Source organism: Granulimonas faecalis, assembly GCF_022834715.1.
In the GTDB taxonomy this organism is placed as follows: Bacteria; Actinomycetota; Coriobacteriia; order Coriobacteriales; family Atopobiaceae; genus Granulimonas; species Granulimonas faecalis.
This window is the reverse complement of the sequence record NZ_BQKC01000001.1, coordinates 542,470-561,482: the sequence shown is the minus strand read 5'-3', so window position 1 is coordinate 561,482 and position 19,013 is coordinate 542,470. Positions and strand designations below refer to the sequence as shown.

Here is a 19,013-nt window from a genome sequence, read left to right as displayed (position 1 = left end):
CCTCTCTCGTCACCGGGGAACCCATGATAGAACATCTGTTCTGATTTGGGAGCGCCAACCGGTTACCGGTTTTCCAACGCTTCCGCCCAGGCTCGGGCCACTTCGCGGCAGTCCCCCACCACGGCGTAGTCCGCCGCCGCGAGGATCGGCGCCTCCGGGTCCTCGTTCACGGCCACCACGCAGCCGGCGCCGGAGATGCCGGCGAGGTGCTGCACGGCGCCGGACACACCGAGGCTCACGAGCAGCCGGGGCGCCACGGAGACGCCGGTCTGACCCACCTGGCAGCCGTGGTCGAGCCACCCGGCCTCCACCACGGGACGCGTACAGCCCAGACCGGCGCCGAGGGCGTCGGCCAGGCGACGGGCCACGGCGAGCGACTTCTTGTCGCGGATGCCGCGCCCCACCACCACGAGCACGTCGCACGCCGCGATGGAGGTGCCGTCGTCGGCGGGCTCCTCGGCGAGCACCTCCGGCGCCGCCACGTCGCACGGCGCGGGCGGCATCTCGTAGACGGTGCACACCCGCGAGGCGTCGCGCTCCGGGGCCGCGAAGACGCCCGGGCGCACCGTGGCCATCTGGGGCCGCGCCTCGGGCGAGACGATGGTGGCCATGAGGTTGCCGCCGAAGGCCGGGCGCGTCTGGAGCAGGAGGCCCGTCTCAGAGTCCACAGCCAGCCCCGTGCAGTCGGCCGTCAGGCCGCAGCCCAAGCGCTGCGCCACGCGCGGCGCGAGCTCGCGGCCGAGGTCCGTGGCGCCGAAGAGCACGGCCTCGGGCTTGGTGGCCCCCACGGCGGCGGCCACCGTGGCGGCCATGGCGGCGCAGTCGCGGGCGCCGAAGCGCGGGCTGCGGGACACGAGCACCTCGTCCGCGCCGTCGGCCCCGAGCCCGGAGAACCCGCCGGTGCAGGCACAGCCGTGGGTGCCCGGCGCCAGCACGAGGACCCTGAGCGCGCAGCCTCGGGCGTCGGCCAGGCCGCGGCCCACGCCCACGAGCTCGCTCGCCACGGGAAGCGGCGCGCCGTCGGCGTCGGTCTGGGCCACCACGAGCACGCCCGACCACTGCGAGAGGTCCGCGCCGGTGCCCTCGCGCACCATCTCGAGGGCGCCCACGGGGCAGGCGTCCACGCACATGCCGCACGAGACGCACCCCGGGAGCACCCGGGCGAGACGGTCGACCACCTCGATGCCGTCGTTGGCGCACACGCGCACGCAGCGCCCGCATCCCACGCAGAGGTCGGCATCCACGACGAGGCCGCTCATGAGGCCGCTCCTTCCAGGACGTGGGCGAGGAGGTCGCACAGGCGCGCCGCGGCCTCGGCCGGGGCGCCCTCCACGACCACGCAGGACGACGAGGTCTCGGGCACGGTGCAGGAGGCCACCTGGGTGGGCGAGCCGTCGAGGCCGCAGCGGGCCGGGTCGGCCCCCGCCTCGGCCGCACCCATCACGGGCACGGGCCGGCCCTCGGCCGCGAGCACGCCCTCGACGGAGGGCATCCGGAGATCGGCCGCGGCCTTCTCGACCGTGAGCACGCAGGGCAGCGGCACCCTCACGGTGCGGCGCACGCCGTCGGAGACCGCCGTGCAGGTGGCGCGGCCGGCGCCCACGGAGAGCGACCCCACGGCCGAGACACAGGGCACGCCCAGGGCCTCGGCCACCTCCGGGCCGATCTGCGCGGTGTCGCCGTCCACGGCCATCTTGCCGCAGAGCACGAGGTCGAAGCCGCCGAGCGCCCGGAGCCCGAGCGTGAGGGCGTAGGACGTGGCGAGGGTGTCGCTGCCGGCGAAGGCGCGGTCGGACAGCAGCAGGCAGCGGTCGGCGCCCCGGGCCACGGCGTCGCGAAGCAGGGCGGCGGTGGCCGGGATGCCCATGGAGAGCACCGTCACCGTGGCGCCGCAGCCGTCCTTGAGGCGGAGGGCCAGCTCCAGGGCCGCGGTGTCGAAGGGGTTCCAGACGGCGTCGCCGCCGTCGCGCACGATGGTGTGGGTCACCGGGTCCATGGAGACCTCGGTGGAGGCGGGGACCGCCTTCATGAGCACGCAGACGTCCACTACGCCTCACCCCCTTCCAGAAGCGACGCGTCGAAGAGGTTGCCGCGGCCGAGGACTCCGTCCGGGTCCAGCGCCCGCTTAACGGCGGCCATCTCGGCCACCCCCTCGCGCCCGTACATGGGCACGAGGAAGTCCCGCTTGATCTTGCCCACGCCGTGCTCGGCCGACACGGTGCCCCCCATGGCCGAGACCTCCTCGGCCCAACGGCGGAACAGCGCCTTGCCGCGCGCATGCTCCCCGGCGTTCCGGGGGAGCACGTTCACGTGGAGGTGGTTGTCGCCGATATGGCCCCATGTGGCGCTCTCGAGGCCCTCCTCGGCGAGCGTGCGGCGGTAGAGGGCCACGACGTCGCGGAGGCGGCCGTCGGGCACGGCCATGTCGCTGCCGAGCTTGGTGATGGCGGGGTCGGTGCGGCGGCGCTCGTCGATGAGCATGTTCACCGACTCGGGCACGGCGTGGCGGAAGAACCGCTGGCGCTCGCGGTCCACATCCGTCGTGCCCACCCACGTGGCCGCCGGGTCCGCGCCGGCCTCCCCCATGGCGCGGCCCACCGCGGCGAGCGCCTCGAGGGCCTCGGGGCGGCCCGGCTCCTGGAGCTCCACGAAGACGCAGCAGGCGTAGGCGGGCGGCACCTCGGGCAGCGAGGAGAACGCCGGGTCGCAGTGGCGCTGGGAGCGCAGGATGTCCAGGGCCGCCGGGTCGAAGTACTCCACGGCCCCGAGGCCCGGCACGGCGCCGCGCACGGCCCCCACGAAGCCCACGGCGCGGTCCTCGCCGTCGAAGAAGCAGTTGACACCCCACACGACGGGCGGCATGGGCGCGAGGGCCAGCTCCACCTCGGTGACGACGCCGAGGGTGCCGTCGGACCCCACGAAGAGGTCCACGGCGTCCATGGCGCCCGCGGCGAAGTAGCCGCTGGCGTTCTTGACGTCGGGCATGGAGTAGGTGGGCAGCGGCACCTCGATCACGGTGCCCTGCTCGGTCGTCAGGGTCAGGCGGCGCCCATCCGCCACGGCCGCGCCGCGGGAGAGGGCGAGGGTCTCGCCGGAGGGCAGTACGACGCGGAGGCCCCGCACGTGGCGGCGCATGGCCCCATAGCGGTAGCTCCGGGCGCCCGACGCGTTGCAGGCCACCATGCCGCCGACGGTCGCCGAGGTCTCGGTGGGGTCGCAGGGGAAGAAGACGGGATCGGCCCCGCGGAGGCGCCCGAGGGCGGCCAGGGACGCGTCGTCCCAGCCCGCGGTGTCGAACGCCCGCTTGGCCAGGGCGTTCCTGAGGTCCTGGAGCACCACGCCCGGCTGCACGCGCACGGAGAAGCCGCCCTCAGCGTCGCCGGAGACGCCGAGCACCCGGTTCATGCGCTGGAGCGACATCACGTGGCCGCCGTCCGGCACGCAGCCGGCGGCGAGGCCCGTGCGGGCCCCCTGCACCGTCACCGGCACCGGAGCACCGGGGACCGACGCGAGCTCGCGGAACACCTGCCGGACCTCGGCCTCGTCGGCCGGCTGCGAGATCGTCTCGGCCCGGCCCTGCGTGCGCGACTCGTCGCGCAGGAAGCCGGCGAGGGTCTCGTCGACAGGTCTGATCAGCGCCATGGCCGTGGCCTTTCTCGATCGGCGGAACCGTCCGTGGGGATAGAGCGTACGTCGCCCACGTTGCCCCGGCGTTACGCGGCGGGAACAACGGCGCTTCCCACGGGGCGCCTCCCCGCGAGACGAATCGCGCCGAGTGCCCCATAATGGGGTGATCCCAAGGGAGAGAAACCGAGAGAGGGGTCTTCATGCAGGCTCTGGAAGAGCGCATCCGCCGTGACGGGATCGTCCGCGAGGGCAACATCCTCAAGGTCGACAACTTCCTCAACCACCAGTGCGACACCGCCCTCTACGACGAGCTCGGGGCCGAATGGGCGCGGCTCTTCGCCGGGCGCCCCGTGGACAAGATCCTGACCATCGAGTCCTCGGGCATCGGCCTCGCCTGCGTGGCGGCGCGCCACTTCGGCAACGTGCCGGTGGTCTTTGCCCGCAAGACCGAGTCGCTCAACCTCGACGGCAGCCAGTACCGCAGCCACATCGTGAGCTACACCAAGAAGCGCGAGTACGACGTCATCGTCGCCAAGCGCTTCATCCAGGAGGGCGAGCACATGCTCATCATCGACGACTTCCTGGCCATGGGCTGCGCCTTGAACGGCCTGCTCGAGATCTGCGAGGACGCCGGCGCCGTGGTGGAGGGCATCGGCATCGCCATCGAGAAGGGCTTCCAGCCCGGCGGCAAGAGCCTCCGCGAGCGCGGCTACAACCTGGAGTCGCTGGCCGTCGTGAGCTCCATGGACCCGAAGACCGGCGCCATCGAGTTCGCCTAGGGCGAGACGGGCGGGACGGCCCCGGCGTCTTCGGACGTCGGGGCCTTTTCCATGGGCCGACACCGCCCCTGCCGCGCCACAGTGGCGCGTCCCGCCAGAAAAGGGCCCTTGGGCCGCAGGCCGCTACTCCCCCACCTCGACGAGCTCGATGTCGAAGTTCAGGGGCTTGCCGGCGAGCTCGTGGTTGGCGTCCACGGTCACGGCCTCCTCGGTGATGGAGGTCACGGCGGCCGGGATGGGCTGGCCCATGGGGCCCTGGAGGAAGATGCGGTCGCCCTCGGAGAGCTGGTCCAGGTTGGGCACCTGGTCCACCGGGAAGCTCACCACGAGCTCCTCGCGGGGCTCGCCGTAGGCGTCGGCGGGCTCCAGGTGGGCGGTCCTCTTCTCGCCCACCTCCATGTCCACGACGGCCTTGTCGAAGCCCGGGATCATCTGCCCGGCGCCGACGGTGAACTCCAGGGGCTCACCGCGGTCGTAGGAGCTGTCGAACTGCGTGCCGTCGTCAAGGGTGCCGCGGTAGTGGACCTTGACCTTCTTGCCGGTGTTGTCTGCCATGGTGTCCCCCTTCTGGGAAGGTTCCTCTCGTACCAGCTGGTGCCTACCCGCCCGCGACCACCCCAAGCGTCAGGCGCCCACACTCCACGGATACCGAGCGGCCCTACTCGTGCCTAGCGGCGGGCCTTGAGGGAGGCGAAGAGCCGCGGGTCGGCGCCCTTGACGAGGGAGATGACCCGACCCTCGAGCATGGCCATGGAGGCGTCCTTGCGGCGGATGGGCATGAGCATGGCCCGCATCATGGCGCTCCGGGGCTGAGCGAGCTCCACGGCCATCTGGGCGCGCGGCGTGGAGATCATGGCCTCGATCTGGGCGCGCTTCTCCTCGCGCGGGAGCGTGCAGGCGTCGTTGCAGACGTTCTCGATGCAGCCCACGAGGCGCTCGATGTAGCGACGCTGGACCATCTCCACCGACGACGGGTCGGCCGAGAGGCCCCAGTGGTCGTAGAGGTCGAGCATCCAGCCGTGCTCCTCCTCGCGCTTCTCGTACATGCCGGGGCGCCAGCGGGCGGTCTCGCTCTCCGCGCGGCTGCGGCCGAAGTGGTAGAAGCACTCGCCCATGACGCCCACGCGCCCGACGTCGCGGATGTAGTCGAGCACGAAGGGGAAGTCGTCCCAGAACGTGGGCCTGAAGCGCAGGCCCATCTCCTCGATGCGGCCCCTCAGGAACAGCTTGTTCCAGGGCACGTACAGGAGGTTCTGGTCGAAGAGGCGGAAGGCCTGGGAGCGGAACTCGGACCGGGTGGCGAAGACCTGCCCGTCCACACGCTTGGCCTCGGTGAGGTGCTCTCCGCCGTTGCCGTAGAAGGTCTCGATGTAGAAGCCGGCCACCACGAGCTCGAGGTCGTTGGCCTCGGCGAAGGCCACCTCGCGCTCCAGCATGGCCGACTCGACCCAGTCGTCGCCGTCGAGGAAGTGGATGTAGCGGCCCCGGGCGCGGTCGAGGGCGGTGTTGCGCGCCGCCGCGGCACCGTGGTTCTCGGTGTGGATGACCTCGATGCGCCAGTCCCGGGAGGCCAGACGGTCGAGGATCTGACCGGTGCGGTCGGTGGAGCCGTCGTCCACGACGATGAGCTCCCAGTCCCGCAGGGTCTGGTTCTGCACCGACTCCACGGCCCGGGCCACATAGGCCTCGATGTTGTACGCAGGCATGATGAGCGTGACGGCGGGCGGCTTGGGAGACATAGGGCTGGAACCCCCTGACGGGTCGTGTGGTCAGAGGTAAATGTAGCAGCGTCACAATATAAGCTTTAAAACGAGACGCGCCACCACACACCCGTCACCGAGCCTTCAGCAAACACCCACAGAGTCATCCGCGGAGCGTGCCCACGAGGACGCCGAGGGCCGCGCGGTCCACCCCGTCGCCCGCCATGGGGCAGGGCTCGGGCTCGGCGGCCGAGACGCCGGTCCCCGCGAGGGAGTCCGGCAGGTCCATGAGCTGCCCGGTGTCCATGTCGGTCCTGAGGGAGGAGAGGAGCTCCGGCCCGGCCTGGGCCGCCCCCTGGATGCCGCCGGCCACCGCGCGCTCGAAGAGCGACCAGCCCTCGCCGTCGAGCTCCACCACATGGGAGACCGCGAGGCCCGTGGCCGCCGAGACCGGGGCCACGCAGGCGCCCTCGCCCCGGGCGGCGAAGAGGTCGGCGAGGGTGGTGGCCGCGCCGCCCGCCGTCACGGCGAGGTCGGTGGGGAGCGTGACCCGGTGGCTGTCCTTGGCCGTGTGGTCGACGCAGAGGAGCTCGGCCCCCTGGAGGGCCGGGGCGTCGGCGCGGACGTCGCCCACCGTGAGGACGAGGAACGTCTCGACGTCGGCGCCGGTGGGCTCGGAGCCCTCGGGGACCGCGAGGGCGTTGTCCCGGGACGCCACGGCCTCCTGCAGGGCCCCGTCGCCCAGCGTGGAGGCGTTGGTCTCGTTGGCGAGGTGCCAGAGGGCCGGCAGGCCTACGAGGAGGGCGCAGCCGATGGCGACGAGCACCGCCACCGCGACGGCGGTGCGGTGCCTGCCGGGCTTGGGGACGTCGGGGCGCTCGTACACGGCTGCCTCCTCGGATACGCGCCCCGGGACCCGGGGCCTTGGGTCAGAACACGAACCCGCTGACGTTGACGCAGAGGCCGCACACCACGGCCACGACGTAGAGCACGGCCACGATGGCCAGGTTCGAGCGGAGCGGGCGGTTGGCCCTGAAGAGCACGAGCAGGCCCACGCCGGCACCCACGAGCAGGCCGCTGATCATGGCGCCGGAGCCCAGGGCCCCCTCGAGGAAGAGCTCGCTGATGAGGACGGAGGCGGCGCAGTTGGGGATGAGGCCCACGAGGCCGGCGTAGAAGACGGCCTGGCCGGGGTGGGCGAGCATGAAGGCGGCGAAGACGTCGGTGCCCACGGCCTCGATGACCACCTCGAGCACGAGGGTGATGACGAAGATGAACGCGGTCACCTGCACCGTGTGGACGAGGGCGCTCCGCCAGATGGAGCCGTGGCCGCCGTGGGAGTGGCCGTGGGAGTGGCCCTCGGCGTCGTGGCCGTGGCCGCAGGCCCCGTGACCGCCCCCGTCGTGGCAGCACCCGTGGCCGCGGGCCTCAGCCGGGAGCTCGTGGCCGCAGGACGGGCAGCACCCGCCGTGGGCCTCGGCCTCGGCAAGGTCGCCGTCGTCCTCGTAGACGCGCTCGGCGAGGCCCTCGACGTCCCCGCAGCCGCAGTGGTCGCGCTCGCACAGCTCGTGGATGCGCAGGGCGTTGGAGGCGGGTATGCGCAGCACGCGCACGGCGAGGTCCACGAGGAGGCCGGCCACCATGCCCACGGCCACCTTGAAGGCGAGGATGGCGGCGATCTGCGACACGGGCGCCCCGTTGGCCACGAAGACCGGCAGCATCTCGTCGGACGTGGACAGGATCACCGCCACGAGCGTGCCCACGGTCACCACGCGGGCGCTGTAGAGCGTGGCGCCCATGGCCGAGAAGCCGCACTGCGGCAGGGCCCCCAGGAGCGCGCCCACCACGGGCCCGGCCTTGCCGGCCCTGAGGATGACGCGCTCCGAGAACCCCGCCGCCCCGTGCTCCAGGGCCTCCATGGCCAGGTAGGTGACAAAGAGGAACGGGACGAGGACCAACGTGTCCTCGACGCTGTGCTCGAGCGAGTGCCCGAGCAGGTGCCAGAGACCCTCTTCCATACCGTTAGATCACATCCCGTTCTGATCGGAGGTTTCGGACCGACGCCCTACTCGCCGTCCTTGCCGAAGGTGTCGCGGTCGGGCGCGATGGCCTTCATACCCTCGATCACCATCGCGAACAGCTCGTCGAGCTCCAGCCCGTTGATCTCGGCGCCGCGGCGGATGTCGTCGCGGTTGCAGCCCGCCGCGAAGCTCTTGGTCTTGAACTTCTTCTTGAGCGACTTCACGTTGAAGTCCATGACGCTCTTGGACGGGCGCATGGCCACGGTCGCCGTCACGAGGCCCGAGAGCTCGTCGCAGGCGTAGAGCATCTTCTCCATCTTGAGCTCGGGCGCGGGGAGCTCCGGGTTGAGATCGGACTGGTGGGTCTGGATGGACTTGGCCAGCTCCGGCGAGGCCCCGGCCTCCTCGAGCAGACGCGCCGTCTCCACGGTGTGCAGGTCGGGGTCGAACATCTCCCAGTCGAGGTCGTGGAGGAGCCCCACCTGGGTCCAGAAGTCCACGTTCTCCGGGTCGTACTCGGCGGCGAAGTAGCCCATGAGGCCGCCGACGGTCTCACCGTGCTGGACGTGGAAGGGGTCCTTGTTGTAGGTGGTGAGAAGGTCGTGGGCCTGATCGTAGGTGAGCCCGCTCTCAAGGTTGGCCATGGCCGGTCCTCTCTCTCGCTCGCGGCCCGCAACCGGGCCTACGAATGAACGTCGCGCCGACGTGCGGCGCCTGTCCTCGCAACCCAGGTGCTGTGCCACGGCCTGGGCCGCGCCACTCCCCTACCAGGTGACAAGTGCTGATGGGGGATATTGTACCTCAACAAAGGTCAAACCCTCGGGAGGCGCCGTGGGGCCGGCCGCCTCGCGGTCGCACGCGGCCAGGACGTCGGCCACCCAGGACTCGGGCCTGCGGCCGGCGCCCACCTCCACGAGGGTGCCCACGACGATGCGCACCATGTTGTGGAGGAACGCGTTGGCCGCCACGTCCACGCACACGAGCTCCTCGCCGGCCTCCACCTGGCGCGAGACAGCGCACCCGGTGAGGCAGCGAAAGGTGCGCCGCCCCTCGGCCGACGACTTCTTGCAGAAGCTCCTGAAGTCGTGCTCGCCCACGAGGGCGCGGGCCGCGCGGTCCATGGCACCCACGTCCAGCCCGTCGCGGAGCCACCAGACGTGGTCCGCCAGCAGCACCGGCTGGGACCCGCACTTGATGCGGTAGCGGTAGCGGCGCCCCAGCGCGTCGAAGCGCGCCGAGAAGCCCGGCGCCGCCCGCCAGGCCCCCATGACCGAGATGTCCGGCGGCGTGAGGGCCGTGAGCGACCAGAGCAGGCGCCGGGCGGTGAGGCCCTCCCACTCCCCGCGCGTCACCGGCAGCGAGACGTGTTGGGCGACGGCCGAGACGCCGGCGTCCGTGCGGCCGGCGCAGGCGATCTCCACGGGCCTGCGGAGCAGGGTCTCCAGGGCGCGCACGAGCTCGCCAGCCACGGTGCGTTGTCCCTCCTGGGCCGCGAAGCCCGAGAAGCCGGCGCCCCGGTACCCCACCTTGAGCACGAGGGTCCCCGCGTCGGGGGCGTCCGTCGAGGTCTCGTCTGTCACGGCAGTCTCCTTCCTACAGGGCACAGCATAGGCACACGAGGGCCACCGCCGCCACCGCGCAGGCGACGTCGGCGGCCGAGGGGGGCCGGCGCGCGGGGGTCCGGGGGCCGTATCCCCAGCAGCGGTCGGCCATGGCGCGGGCGCTCTCGTCGGCGCGGCGGAACAGTGCCACCACGAGCGGCGCCAGCACGAGGCGCCAGCGGGCGAGCCGGGCCACGGGGCCGCCGCCGTCGAGCATGACGCCGCGGGCCCGCTGGGCGTCGCGCACGCGCACGAGCTCCTCGCCGCAGAGCGGCACGAACCGGAGCACGAGCGAGGCCACCATGGCCCAGGAGTCCACGGGGGCGCCCAGGCGCCCGAGGGGCGAGAGCGCCCGGGAGAGGGCGTCCACGGTGGCCTGCGAGGGCGTCGTGGCCGTGTAGACGAGGGCCCAGGCCACGAGGGCCACGATGCGCAGCACGGCGGTGACGCCCCGCACGAGGCCCGGGAGGCTCACCCCCACGGTGCCGAGCAGCACGACGTCGCCGGTGCCGTCGGCCACGAGGGCGTTGGCGGCCAGGGCCAGGACGAGGACGACGGCCGTCGGGGCCACGGCCTCCCCGACCCGGCGCCAGGCGACCCCGGCGACGCGGGCGCACACCGCGGCCCCGGCCACCAGGGCGAGGACAACGGCGGGCGACGGGGCGGCGAAGGCGGCCACGGTGACGCCGAGAAGCCAGAGGATCTTAGGGCCGGCGGAGAGCCGCTGGAGCGGCCCGTCCAGACCGAGGTAGGCCCCGGGGACGGTGCGGATCACAGGAGCCCCGCCTCCCTCGCCACCGCGAGCTCCAGGGGGAGCCTCACGCCGGCCGCCTCGAAGGCGCCCGAGGACGGCCCCTGGGCGGCCGGGCCCTCCCACACCGTGCGGCCCCCGGCCACGAGGGCGAGGCGGTCGGCCACGGGGAGCCACTCCCCCACGTCGTGGCTGACCACGCACACGGCCGCGCCGCCGTCGGCGAGGGAGCGCGCCACGGCGTGCACGGCGGCGCGGCCCGGGCCGTCGAGGCCCACCGTGGGCTCGTCGAGGATGTAGGCGCCGGACGGACGGGCGACCACGGCGGCCAGGGCCGCGCGCCGCCGCTGGCCGCCCGAGAGGCACCAGGTGGGGCGGTCCCAGAGGGACTCGTCGAGCCCCACGGCGGCCAGGGCCGCGGCGGCCCTCCCGCGGGCACCGGCCGGGTCGCACGGGGGCAGGGACGGCCCCATCATGGCGTCCGCGAGCACGGAGTCGGCGAGGGTCTGGTCCTCGGGGCGCTGGAAGGCGATGCCCACGGCGCCGGCCCGCACGGGGGCGCCGTCGAGGGTGGCCGAGCCGGAGTCGGGCCCGAGGAGGCCCGCCGCCACGCGGGCGGCCGTGGTTTTGCCGCTGCCGGAGACGCCGGCCACGAGCGTCACGGCGCCCCGGGGCACGGCGAGGGAGAGGCCGGCGAGCACGGGGCCCGAGGGGGCCGTCACGGACACGCCGTCGAGCACGAGCCCGCCCGCGGCGCCGGACGCCGTGTCGAGCGCCGCGGCCGGGCGCCGGCCGATGCCGCCCGCCGCTGCCGGGCCGAGGGCGCGCGCGAGGGCGCCGGGGTCTGCGAGAAGCGAGAGCGGCAGGCCGGAGAGCACGAGGTCGCGCGCCCACGCCGCGGGGACGGACCCCCCCATGCCGGCCTCGGCCACGAGGTCGAGGTCGCAGAAGAAGTCCCAGGGGCTCCCCTGCCAGGTGACACGGCCGCCGGCCATGACGGCCACGGACGTCGCAGACGCCACGTCGAGCACGTCATGGGTGGCCCGCACGCGGCCGCAGGAGGCCAGGGGCCCCTTTCCGAGGAGCGCCCGCACACCGGCCCGCGCGCCCTCGTCGAGCTCGCCGCCCACCTCGTCGAGGGCAAGGTACGGGGGCTCCATGGCGAGGGCCGACGCGAGGGCGAGCCGCTGGGCCTGGCCGCCGGAGAGCTCCGAGCACGGCTGTGCCGCGCGGTCCGCGAGCCCGACGGAGCCGAGGGCCCACGCGACGCGGCGCGCGACCTCCTCCGGGGCGAGCCCGAGGTTCCGGGGGCCGAAGGCCACGTCCTCCCCCACCGTGGAGCCGAGGATGCGCGACTCCGGGTCCTGGGAGACGAGGCCCACGGCCCGGGCGGCCCCGAGGCGCGACGACCGGCCTGCCCCGACGGTCGCACCGTCCACCACCACCCCGCCGCGCCTCGGGGCGAGGCCGCCGTTCAGCGCCGAGAGGAGCGTGCTCTTGCCAGAGCCGTTGCGCCCCACGAGGCAGAGGTCCTCGCCCGGCCGCACGGCCAGGGTGGCGTCCTCCACCGCCCAGGCCCCGTCCTCGCCGTAGGCGAGCCAGACGGCCCGCGTCTCGAGCATGTTCCCTCCCCTCTCCGTCGGGCGGTCAAAAGAACGGGGCCCCGAAGTAACCTTCGAGGCCCCGTTGGTCTGTCGCTGCCGCAGGGGCGCCTACTCGGCGTCCTCGGCCTTCTCGGCGACCGGCTCCACCTTGGTGGGAGCGGCGGCCTTCTTCACCGGCTCGTTGACGAGCTCGATGATGGCGATCTCGGCGTTGTCGCCCTTGCGGGGGCCGAGCTTCATGATGCGGGTGTAGCCGCCGTTACGGTCGGCCCACATGCCCTGCTCTGCCTTCTCAAAGACCTCGCGCACGATCTCCTTGTCGCCCACGGCGGCGATGGCAAGGCGGCGGGAGTGCAGGTCGCCCTTCTTGGCCCACGTGATGACGCGGTCCACGTTGCCGCGGATGGCCTTCGCGCGGGGGAGCGTGGTCTTGATGCGGTCGTTGGCAAGCAGCGCCGCGACCAGGCTCTTCTTCATGGCCTTGGTATGGCTGGCATCGGTGCCGAGCTTCATACCGCGCTTCTTCTGGTGCCTCATGTTGCGTTACTCCTAAAAGTTCAGTGTCGTCGACGTCAGGCCTTGAGGCCGAGGCCCATGGACTCGAGCTTGTCCTTGACCTCCTCGATGGACTTCACGCCGAAGTTGCGAATGTTGAGCAGGTCGTTCTCGGAGAAGTCCACGAGCTGGCGCACGGAGTGGATGCCGGCGCGCTTGAGGCAGTTGTAGGAGCGGACCGAAAGGTCGAGCCCCTCGATGGCCTTGTCAAGCTCGCTGTTGTCGTCCTCCTCGCCGGTGGCGAAGATGGAGACCTCCTCCTCGTCCTCGCCCTCCTCGTCCTCGCCCTCCTCGTCCAGCGACATGAAGGCGCTCATGTGCTGGTTGATGATGTTGGCGGCGTCGACCACGGCCTCGCGGGGGGTCATGGCGCCGTTGGTCTCGATCTCGAGGACGAGGCGGTCGAAGTCGGTGTGCTGGCCCACGCGGCAGGGCTCGACGGTCTTGGCGCAGCGGCGCACCGGCGAGTAGAGGGAGTCGACGTGGATGACGCCGATGGCGTCGTTGTCGCCCTCGTTGCTCTCGCCGGACACGTACCCGCGGCCGCACCCCACGTACATGGTCATCTTGAGGTGCGCGCCCTCGGCGAGGTGGCAGATGACCAGCTCGGGGTTGACCAGCTCGAAGCCGGCGGGGACGGAGAAGTCGGCGCCGGAGACGGTGGCGGGACCGTCGATGTTGACCTCGCACTCGGCGGTGTCGACGGAGCCGGTGCGCTGGAAGACGAGGCGCTTCACGTTGAGCACGATGTCGGTGACGTCCTCGTAGACGCCCTCGACGGTGGTGAACTCGTGCTGCACGCCGTCGATGCGGATGGCCTGGACGGCCGCCCCCTCCAGGGAGGAGAGGAGCACGCGGCGAATGGAGTTGCCCAGCGTGTCGCCGAAGCCGCGCTCGAGCGGCTCCACGGTCACGCGGGCGACGTCGCCCTTGACCTCTTCCACCGACACCTGCGGTCGGATGAACTCGGACATGTATACCTCCAACCGGGGTGACGGGCTACTTGGAGTAGAGCTCGACGATGAGCTGGGCGTTGATGTCGAGGTCGATCTGGTCGCGGGAGGGCACCTGAAGCACCTTGCCCGAGAGCTTCTCGATGTCGACCTCGAGCCACGACGGGACAGCCATGTGCTCGGAGGCGATGATGGCCTCCTTGATGGGAAGGAGGTCGGAGTACTTGGGGGCGACGGACACGACGTCGCCGCCCTTCACGCGGTAGGAGGGGATGTCCACGCGGTGGCCGTTCACCTGGATGTGGCCGTGGCGGACGGTCTGGCGGGCCTCCTTGCGGGTGCGGGCGAAGCCGAGGCGGAAGACGACGTTGTCGAGGCGGGTCTCCAGGATCGACATCAGGTTGTCGCCCGTGATGCCCTCGACCTTGAGGGCCTGCTCGTAGTAGCCGTGGAACTGCTTCTCGAGGACGCCGTAGATGAACTTGGCCTTCTGCTTCTCGCGGAGCTGACGGCCGTACTCGCTCTCCTGGCGACGCTGACGCTTGGGCTGACGGTTGGACTTCTTGTTGATGCCCATGACAATGGGGTCGATGTCGAGAGCCCTGCACCGCTTCAGGACAGGAGTCCTATCAACTGCCATGCTTGTATTCCTTCCTGATCCTGATTACATGCGACGACGCTTGCACGGACGGCAACCGTTGTGCGGGATGGGGGTCTTGTCCTGGATGCTCGAGACCTCGAGGCCGGCGGCCTGGAGGGAGCGGATGGCGGTCTCGCGGCCGGAGCCGGGGCCCTTGGTGAACACGGCGACCTTGTGCATGCCGTGCTCCATGGCCGTCTTGGCGCAGGCCTCGGCGGCCATCTGGGCGGCGAAGGGGGTCGACTTGCGGGAGCCCTTGAAGCCCACGGTGCCGGCGGACTGCCAGGCGATCACGTTGCCCTGGGGGTCGGTGATGCTGATGATCGTGTTGTTGAAGGTGCTCTTGATGTGGGCCTGGCCCACAGCGATGTTCTTGCGCTCGGCACGACGGATACGCGTCTGCTTCACGTTCTTCTTCTGAGCCATGTCTCTCCCTTAGCCCCTCTTCTTGGCACCGATCTGACGCTTCTTGCCCTTGCGGGTGCGAGCGTTGGTGTGGGTGCGCTGGCCGCGGACGGGCAGGCCCTTGCGGTGACGGAGGCCGCGGTAGCAGCCGATCTCCATCAGGCGGGCGATGTTGGTGCGGGTCTCGCGACGGAGGTCGCCCTCGACCGTGAGGTTCTGGTCGATGTAGTCGCGCATCTTGGAGACCTCGTCCTCGGTGAGGTCGCGGACGCGGGTGTCGGGATTCACGCCGGTGGCGGCGCAGATCTTCTCAGCGGTGGTGCGGCCGATGCCGTAGATATAGGTAAGACCGATCTCCACGCGCTTCTCGCGCGGGAGGTCGACGCCGTTGATACGGGCCAACTTGAAGCTCCTCTCGATTCTTTAACCCTGGCGCTGCTTGTGACGGGGGTTCTCGCAGATGACGAGGACCTTGCCGTGGCGCCTGATGATCTTGCACTTGTCGCACATCTTCTTGACGGAAGGACGTACCTTCATCTGTCATCCTTTCAAGTTGCGCTTGCTATATCTTCGCCCAGCCGCTGGCGTAAGTTTCTGCGGTTGGAATGCGAGGGCGTCGCCCTCCTATTTGTAGCGGTAGGTGATGCGCCCGCGGGTGAGGTCGTAGGGGGAGATCTCTACGACCACACGGTCGCCCGGGAGGATGCGGATGTAGTTCATCCGGATCTTGCCGGAGATCGTGCACAGGATGGTGTGACCGTTCTCAAGCTCGACGTTGAACATGGCATTGGGCAGGGGCTCGATGACCTTGCCCTCGAGCTCGATCGCGTCCTGTTTACTCACGTGGCAACCTTTCTCCACACGTTACGGCGATTTTCCAGTGTATCCGATGGTCCCCCACCCGTCCACGAGCACGACGGAGCAGGACCCCGTGACGGCGGTCCTGCACACAGGATGACCACGCTTGGCGTCAGTTCTGGCCGCCCTCCATCGGGCACCAGGGACCCTGGTCGTCCTCGGTGAGGATGACCGGGCCGTCCTCGGTGATGGCCACGGTGTTCTCGTAGTGGGCCGCGCAGCCGCCGTCGGCGGTGACGACGGTCCACCGGTTGGCCATGACGCGGGAGGCGTAGTCGCGCTCCACGATCATGGGCTCGATGGCGATGACCATGCCGGCCTGGAGCTTCACGCCCCGGCCGTGGTGCCCGTAGTTGGGGACGCTCGGCTCCTCGTGCATCTCGTGGCCCACGCCGTGGCCCACGTAGTCGCGGATGACCCCGAAGCCGTGGCGCTCGGCGTGCTCCTGCACGGCGTGGCCGATGTCGCCGAGGCGGTTGCCCGGGACGGCCTGCTTGATGGCGAGCTTGAGGCAGTCGCGGGTGACCTCGCAGAGCTCCTTGTGGGAGGGGGTGGGCGTGCCGCAGTAGAACGTCCAGGCGTTGTCCCCCACCCAGCCGTTGAGGACGGCGCCGGTGTCGATGGACACGATGTCGCCGTCCTTGAGGATCACGTCCGCGGACGGGATGCCGTGGACGATCTCGTCGTTGATGGAGCAGCAGATGGAGGCCGGGAAGCCGCCGTAACCCTTGAACGCGGGCACGCCGCCGTGCATGCGGATGATGCCCTCGGCCACGCGGTCGAGCTCGAGCGTGGAGACGCCGGGCACGATGCGCGCGCCCACGCGGCGGAGCGCCGTCTTGGAGAGGGCGCCCGCGTTCTTCATCTGCTCGATCTCTTCGGGGCGCTTGATCTTGATCATGGGGGATCAGCGTCCTTTACAGGCCCAGGAGGGTCTTGACGTCAGCGTAGACCTCGTCCTGGGAGCGGTCGCCGTCCACCTCGCGCAGCAGGCCCTTGTCGCGGTAGTAGCCCACGAGCGGTGCCGTTGACTCCTCGTAGACGTCGAGGCGCTGCTTGATGGTCTCGGGCTCGTCGTCGTCGCGCTGGTACATCTCGCCGCCGTCGCGCGGGCAGGTCTCGTCCGCGGCGGTGCCGGTGTAACCGCAGGTGCGGCAGGTACGCCTCGAGCTCAGGCGCTCCACGATGACCTCGGGCTCCACGGAGACGAGGAGTGCGGCGTCGAGGCTGACGCCCATCCCGGCGAGCTCCGCGTCGAGGGACTCGGCCTGGGAGGTGTTGCGTGGAAAGCCGTCGAGGATGAAGCCCGCGGCGGCCTCGGGCATGCCCAGGCGCTCCTTGACGAGGCCGATGACCACGGAGTCCGGCACGAGCTTGCCGGCGTCCATGTAGCCCTTGGCCTCCTTGCCGAGCTCCGTGCCGGCCTTGACGGCGGCGCGGAGCAGGTCGCCTGTGGAGATGTGGTCGAAGCCGAACTCCTCCACGAGCTTCTGGGCCTGGGTGCCCTTGCCGGCGCCGGGCGCCCCGAGAAGAACGATGTTCATGGTGTCTCCTTACGTTGGGGCGCTCCGGCGCCGGGATGTGGCATCTAGCGGATGAACAGGCCCTCGTAGTCGTGGGTCTTCAGCTGGCTCTCCACCTGGGTGAGGGTGTCGAGGGCGACGCCCACCATGATGAGGATGGAGGTGCCGCCGAAGGCCTGGATGAGGGTGTTCGACGTGAACGTGAACAGGATCGATGGGGCGACCGCGATCACGGCCAGGAAGAGCGCGCCCGGCAGGGTGATGTGGTCGAGGACGCCCTTGATGTAGGCGGCCGTGGCGGCGCCGGGGCGCACGCCGGGGATGTAGCCGCCCTGCTTGCGGAGCTGGTCGGCCGTCTCCTCCGGGTTGAACACCATGGAGGTGTAGAAGTACGCGAAGGCGACGATGAGCAGCACCGACAGGATCCAGTTGAGCCAACCGGCCGAGACCGCGTTGGCAAAGACCTGCATCCAGCCCACCGTGGGGAAGAACACGGCGATCTGGGCCGGGAAGTACAGGATGGCCGAGGCGAAGATGATGGGAATGACGCCGGCGGTGTTCACCTTGACCGGGAGGTAGGTGGACTGCCCACCCATCACGCGACGACCCTGGACGCGCTTGGCATAGGACACCGGGATGCGGCGCTGGCCGCGCTCGATGTAGATGATGAACGGGATGACGGCCAGGATCACCAGCACCACGAGCACGGTCATGAGGGCGCCGTTGTCGCCCTGGGAGACCGAGCTGAAGATGGCCGCGGGAAGGCCGGCCATGATGTTGGCGAAGATGATGAGCGACATGCCGTTGCCCACACCGCGCTGGGTGATGACCTCGCCGAGCCACATGATGATCATGGCGCCGGCCAGCATGGTGACGACCACCATGACGTCCATGAGCCACTCGGGGGCGGGGATGCCCGTGAAGTTGATGCCGTAGGCGTCGCTCTTGAACAGGAAGAGGTAGCCCACCGCGTTGAGCAGCGCGAGCCCCACGGTGATGTAGCGGGTGTACTGAGTGATCTTGCGCTGACCGGCATCGCCCTCCTTGGCGAGCTCGCCGAGGGAGGGAATCACGGCCTGGAGCATCTGCATGATGATCTGGGCCGTGATGTAGGGCATGATGCCGAGGCTGAAGACCGACACGCGGGCGAGCGCGCCGCCACTGAACAGGTTCAGGAGGGCGAGCGCGCTCTGATCGCCGAGTGCGGTCTGGAATTGGTTGAGCATGCCCTCGAAGGGGATGCCCGGCACCGGCACGTAGGCGCCGATGCGGTACAGCACGAGGATGCCGATCGTCAGCAAGATCTTGTCACGGAGTTCCTTCACACGGAACGCGTTGGCAATACCTTTTAGCACGATTACTCGACCTTTCCTCCGGCTGCCTCGATCTTCTTCTGGGCAGAGGCGGACACCTTGTCGACCTTGACGGTGAGGGCCTTGGTGAGCTCGCCGTCGCCGAGGACCTTCACGGGCGTGGAGGCCTTCTTGATGATGCCCTTGGCCTCGAGGGAGGCGCCGTCCACCACGTCGCCGGCCTCGAACTTGGCCTCGAGGCGGTCGAGGTTGACGGGGGCGTACTCCACGCGGTTGGGGTTCTTGAAGCCGGGGAGCTTGGGCAGGCGCATGGCGAGCGGGTTCTGGCCGCCCTCGAAGCCGGCGCCCTTGCCGCCGCCGGAGCGGGAGAGCTGACCCTTGGTGCCGCGGCCGGCGGTGGTGCCGTGACCGGAGGAGTTGCCGCGACCGATGCGCTTGCGCTTCTTCTTGGCACCGTCTGCGGGACGGAGATCATTGAGCTGCATGGGGGTACTCCTAGTTCTCTTCCACTTCGACCAGGTGCTTGATCTTGAAGACCATGCCCCTGATGCTGGGGTTGTCGGGCTGCTCGACGACGTCGCCGATACGACGGAGGCCGAGGGCGCGGGCGGTACGCGTCTGGTCGCCCTTGACCTGGGTGACCGCGCTCCTGACGAGCTTGATCTTGAGGGTGTTGGCCATCG

24 protein-coding genes are annotated in these 19,013 nt (G+C 70.6%); 1 reads left to right on the top strand and 23 read right to left on the bottom strand.

Annotated features, from left to right (window positions below):
* Positions 1 to 62: 62 nt before the first annotated feature.
* Genes OR600_RS02580 through OR600_RS02570 form a run of 3 tightly spaced genes read right to left on the bottom strand, consistent with a single transcriptional unit; the run spans position 63 to position 3,642 of the window.
* Positions 63 to 1,259, bottom strand: a complete 1,197-nt coding sequence (locus OR600_RS02580; RefSeq protein ID WP_265590591.1) for an electron transfer flavoprotein subunit alpha — start codon at positions 1,257 to 1,259, stop codon at positions 63 to 65.
* Positions 1,256 to 2,047 (bottom strand): electron transfer flavoprotein subunit beta/FixA family protein, encoded by a 792-nt coding sequence (locus OR600_RS02575; protein ID WP_251164036.1) that lies wholly within the window; start codon positions 2,045 to 2,047, stop codon positions 1,256 to 1,258. Before OR600_RS02575 ends, OR600_RS02580 begins: the two co-directional genes overlap by 4 nt.
* A complete protein-coding gene (locus OR600_RS02570; protein ID WP_265590590.1) occupies positions 2,047 to 3,642 on the bottom strand; it encodes an FAD-binding oxidoreductase in 1,596 nt (531 codons plus the stop codon). The genes OR600_RS02575 and OR600_RS02570 overlap by 1 nt, the downstream gene beginning before the upstream one ends.
* Positions 3,643 to 3,827: 185 nt before the next feature.
* On the opposite strand from OR600_RS02570, the gene OR600_RS02565 reads away from it, so the two are divergent.
* Positions 3,828 to 4,406 carry a xanthine phosphoribosyltransferase gene (locus OR600_RS02565; protein WP_135978718.1) on the top strand — a complete coding sequence of 193 codons (579 nt, stop codon included), beginning with the start codon at positions 3,828 to 3,830 and terminating at the stop codon, positions 4,404 to 4,406.
* Between the two features lie 123 nt (positions 4,407 to 4,529).
* Here OR600_RS02565 and OR600_RS02560 read toward each other — a convergent pair whose 3' ends face one another.
* The 20 genes from OR600_RS02560 to rpmD all read right to left on the bottom strand — a co-directional run bounded on the left by OR600_RS02560 (position 4,530) and on the right by rpmD (position 19,011).
* Entirely contained in the window at positions 4,530 to 4,961 is a 432-nt protein-coding gene (locus OR600_RS02560) for an FKBP-type peptidyl-prolyl cis-trans isomerase (protein ID WP_204407075.1), read from the bottom strand.
* Between the two features lie 113 nt (positions 4,962 to 5,074).
* Positions 5,075 to 6,145 (bottom strand): glycosyltransferase family 2 protein, encoded by a 1,071-nt coding sequence (locus OR600_RS02555; protein ID WP_204407076.1) that lies wholly within the window; start codon positions 6,143 to 6,145, stop codon positions 5,075 to 5,077.
* A gap of 124 nt (positions 6,146 to 6,269) precedes the next feature.
* Positions 6,270 to 6,992 carry a hypothetical protein gene (locus tag OR600_RS02550; protein WP_204407077.1) on the bottom strand — a complete coding sequence of 241 codons (723 nt, stop codon included), beginning with the start codon at positions 6,990 to 6,992 and terminating at the stop codon, positions 6,270 to 6,272.
* Positions 6,993 to 7,035: 43 nt separating this feature from the next.
* On the bottom strand, positions 7,036 to 8,124 hold the full coding sequence (locus tag OR600_RS02545; RefSeq protein WP_265590589.1) for a putative manganese transporter: 1,089 nt from the start codon (positions 8,122 to 8,124) through the stop codon (positions 7,036 to 7,038).
* Positions 8,125 to 8,171: 47 nt separating this feature from the next.
* On the bottom strand, positions 8,172 to 8,771 hold the full coding sequence (locus OR600_RS02540) for an HD family phosphohydrolase (protein ID WP_251173929.1): 600 nt from the start codon (positions 8,769 to 8,771) through the stop codon (positions 8,172 to 8,174).
* Between the two features lie 120 nt (positions 8,772 to 8,891).
* On the bottom strand, positions 8,892 to 9,707 hold the full coding sequence (truA, locus tag OR600_RS02535; RefSeq protein WP_251164034.1) for a tRNA pseudouridine(38-40) synthase TruA: 816 nt from the start codon (positions 9,705 to 9,707) through the stop codon (positions 8,892 to 8,894).
* Between the two features lie 13 nt (positions 9,708 to 9,720).
* Positions 9,721 to 10,503 (bottom strand): energy-coupling factor transporter transmembrane component T family protein, encoded by a 783-nt coding sequence (locus OR600_RS02530; RefSeq protein ID WP_265590588.1) that lies wholly within the window; start codon positions 10,501 to 10,503, stop codon positions 9,721 to 9,723.
* Positions 10,500 to 12,101 (bottom strand): ATP-binding cassette domain-containing protein, encoded by a 1,602-nt coding sequence (locus tag OR600_RS02525; protein ID WP_265590587.1) that lies wholly within the window; start codon positions 12,099 to 12,101, stop codon positions 10,500 to 10,502. The genes OR600_RS02530 and OR600_RS02525 overlap by 4 nt, the downstream gene beginning before the upstream one ends.
* A 90-nt stretch (positions 12,102 to 12,191) precedes the next feature.
* The gene (rplQ, locus tag OR600_RS02520; RefSeq protein ID WP_204407064.1) at positions 12,192 to 12,620 is read right to left on the bottom strand and encodes a 50S ribosomal protein L17; all 429 of its coding nucleotides are present in this window, start codon (positions 12,618 to 12,620) and stop codon (positions 12,192 to 12,194) included.
* A 35-nt stretch (positions 12,621 to 12,655) separates the two neighbouring features.
* Entirely contained in the window at positions 12,656 to 13,612 is a 957-nt protein-coding gene (locus OR600_RS02515; protein ID WP_265590586.1) for a DNA-directed RNA polymerase subunit alpha, read from the bottom strand.
* A gap of 25 nt (positions 13,613 to 13,637) precedes the next feature.
* Positions 13,638 to 14,231 carry a 30S ribosomal protein S4 gene (rpsD, locus tag OR600_RS02510; RefSeq protein ID WP_135978826.1) on the bottom strand — a complete coding sequence of 198 codons (594 nt, stop codon included), beginning with the start codon at positions 14,229 to 14,231 and terminating at the stop codon, positions 13,638 to 13,640.
* 24 nt (positions 14,232 to 14,255) lie between these two features.
* Positions 14,256 to 14,657: a 30S ribosomal protein S11 gene (rpsK, locus tag OR600_RS02505; protein ID WP_135978827.1), complete on the bottom strand. Its 402-nt coding sequence runs from the start codon at positions 14,655 to 14,657 to the stop codon at positions 14,256 to 14,258.
* 9 nt (positions 14,658 to 14,666) lie between these two features.
* A complete protein-coding gene (gene rpsM, locus OR600_RS02500) occupies positions 14,667 to 15,038 on the bottom strand; it encodes a 30S ribosomal protein S13 (RefSeq protein WP_135978828.1) in 372 nt (123 codons plus the stop codon).
* Between the two features lie 21 nt (positions 15,039 to 15,059).
* Positions 15,060 to 15,173 carry a 50S ribosomal protein L36 gene (rpmJ, locus tag OR600_RS02495; protein WP_006363204.1) on the bottom strand — a complete coding sequence of 38 codons (114 nt, stop codon included), beginning with the start codon at positions 15,171 to 15,173 and terminating at the stop codon, positions 15,060 to 15,062.
* An 87-nt stretch (positions 15,174 to 15,260) separates the two neighbouring features.
* The gene (gene infA, locus OR600_RS02490) at positions 15,261 to 15,479 is read right to left on the bottom strand and encodes a translation initiation factor IF-1 (RefSeq protein ID WP_135978829.1); all 219 of its coding nucleotides are present in this window, start codon (positions 15,477 to 15,479) and stop codon (positions 15,261 to 15,263) included.
* Between the two features lie 127 nt (positions 15,480 to 15,606).
* On the bottom strand, positions 15,607 to 16,395 hold the full coding sequence (map, locus tag OR600_RS02485) for a type I methionyl aminopeptidase (protein WP_265590585.1): 789 nt from the start codon (positions 16,393 to 16,395) through the stop codon (positions 15,607 to 15,609).
* 16 nt (positions 16,396 to 16,411) lie between these two features.
* Positions 16,412 to 17,038, bottom strand: a complete 627-nt coding sequence (locus OR600_RS02480) for an adenylate kinase (protein ID WP_135978831.1) — start codon at positions 17,036 to 17,038, stop codon at positions 16,412 to 16,414.
* 44 nt (positions 17,039 to 17,082) lie between these two features.
* Complete coding sequence (secY, locus tag OR600_RS02475) at positions 17,083 to 18,372, bottom strand: preprotein translocase subunit SecY (protein WP_135978832.1); 1,290 nt, start codon at positions 18,370 to 18,372, stop codon at positions 17,083 to 17,085.
* 2 nt (positions 18,373 to 18,374) lie between these two features.
* On the bottom strand, positions 18,375 to 18,815 hold the full coding sequence (gene rplO / locus OR600_RS02470; RefSeq protein WP_135978833.1) for a 50S ribosomal protein L15: 441 nt from the start codon (positions 18,813 to 18,815) through the stop codon (positions 18,375 to 18,377).
* Positions 18,816 to 18,825: 10 nt separating this feature from the next.
* Positions 18,826 to 19,011, bottom strand: a complete 186-nt coding sequence (gene rpmD, locus OR600_RS02465) for a 50S ribosomal protein L30 (RefSeq protein ID WP_135978834.1) — start codon at positions 19,009 to 19,011, stop codon at positions 18,826 to 18,828.
* Positions 19,012 to 19,013 lie beyond the last annotated feature (2 nt).

Coding starts and splice junctions, on each gene's coding strand:
- OR600_RS02580 (WP_265590591.1), bottom strand. CDS start 1,259: ATGAGCGGCCTCGTCGTGGATGCCGACCTCTGCGTGGGATGCGGGCGC.
- OR600_RS02570 (WP_265590590.1), bottom strand. CDS start 3,642: ATGGCGCTGATCAGACCTGTCGACGAGACCCTCGCCGGCTTCCTGCGC.
- OR600_RS02565 (WP_135978718.1), top strand. CDS start 3,828: ATGCAGGCTCTGGAAGAGCGCATCCGCCGTGACGGGATCGTCCGCGAG.
- OR600_RS02560 (WP_204407075.1), bottom strand. CDS start 4,961: ATGGCAGACAACACCGGCAAGAAGGTCAAGGTCCACTACCGCGGCACC.
- OR600_RS02555 (WP_204407076.1), bottom strand. CDS start 6,145: ATGTCTCCCAAGCCGCCCGCCGTCACGCTCATCATGCCTGCGTACAAC.
- OR600_RS02545 (WP_265590589.1), bottom strand. CDS start 8,124: ATGGAAGAGGGTCTCTGGCACCTGCTCGGGCACTCGCTCGAGCACAGC.
- OR600_RS02540 (WP_251173929.1), bottom strand. CDS start 8,771: ATGGCCAACCTTGAGAGCGGGCTCACCTACGATCAGGCCCACGACCTT.
- OR600_RS02525 (WP_265590587.1), bottom strand. CDS start 12,101: ATGCTCGAGACGCGGGCCGTCTGGCTCGCCTACGGCGAGGACGGGGCC.
- rplQ (WP_204407064.1), bottom strand. CDS start 12,620: ATGAGGCACCAGAAGAAGCGCGGTATGAAGCTCGGCACCGATGCCAGC.
- OR600_RS02515 (WP_265590586.1), bottom strand. CDS start 13,612: ATGTCCGAGTTCATCCGACCGCAGGTGTCGGTGGAAGAGGTCAAGGGC.
- rpsD (WP_135978826.1), bottom strand. CDS start 14,231: ATGGCAGTTGATAGGACTCCTGTCCTGAAGCGGTGCAGGGCTCTCGAC.
- rpsK (WP_135978827.1), bottom strand. CDS start 14,657: ATGGCTCAGAAGAAGAACGTGAAGCAGACGCGTATCCGTCGTGCCGAG.
- rpmJ (WP_006363204.1), bottom strand. CDS start 15,173: ATGAAGGTACGTCCTTCCGTCAAGAAGATGTGCGACAAGTGCAAGATC.
- map (WP_265590585.1), bottom strand. CDS start 16,395: ATGATCAAGATCAAGCGCCCCGAAGAGATCGAGCAGATGAAGAACGCG.
- OR600_RS02480 (WP_135978831.1), bottom strand. CDS start 17,038: ATGAACATCGTTCTTCTCGGGGCGCCCGGCGCCGGCAAGGGCACCCAG.
- rplO (WP_135978833.1), bottom strand. CDS start 18,815: ATGCAGCTCAATGATCTCCGTCCCGCAGACGGTGCCAAGAAGAAGCGC.
- rpmD (WP_135978834.1), bottom strand. CDS start 19,011: ATGGCCAACACCCTCAAGATCAAGCTCGTCAGGAGCGCGGTCACCCAG.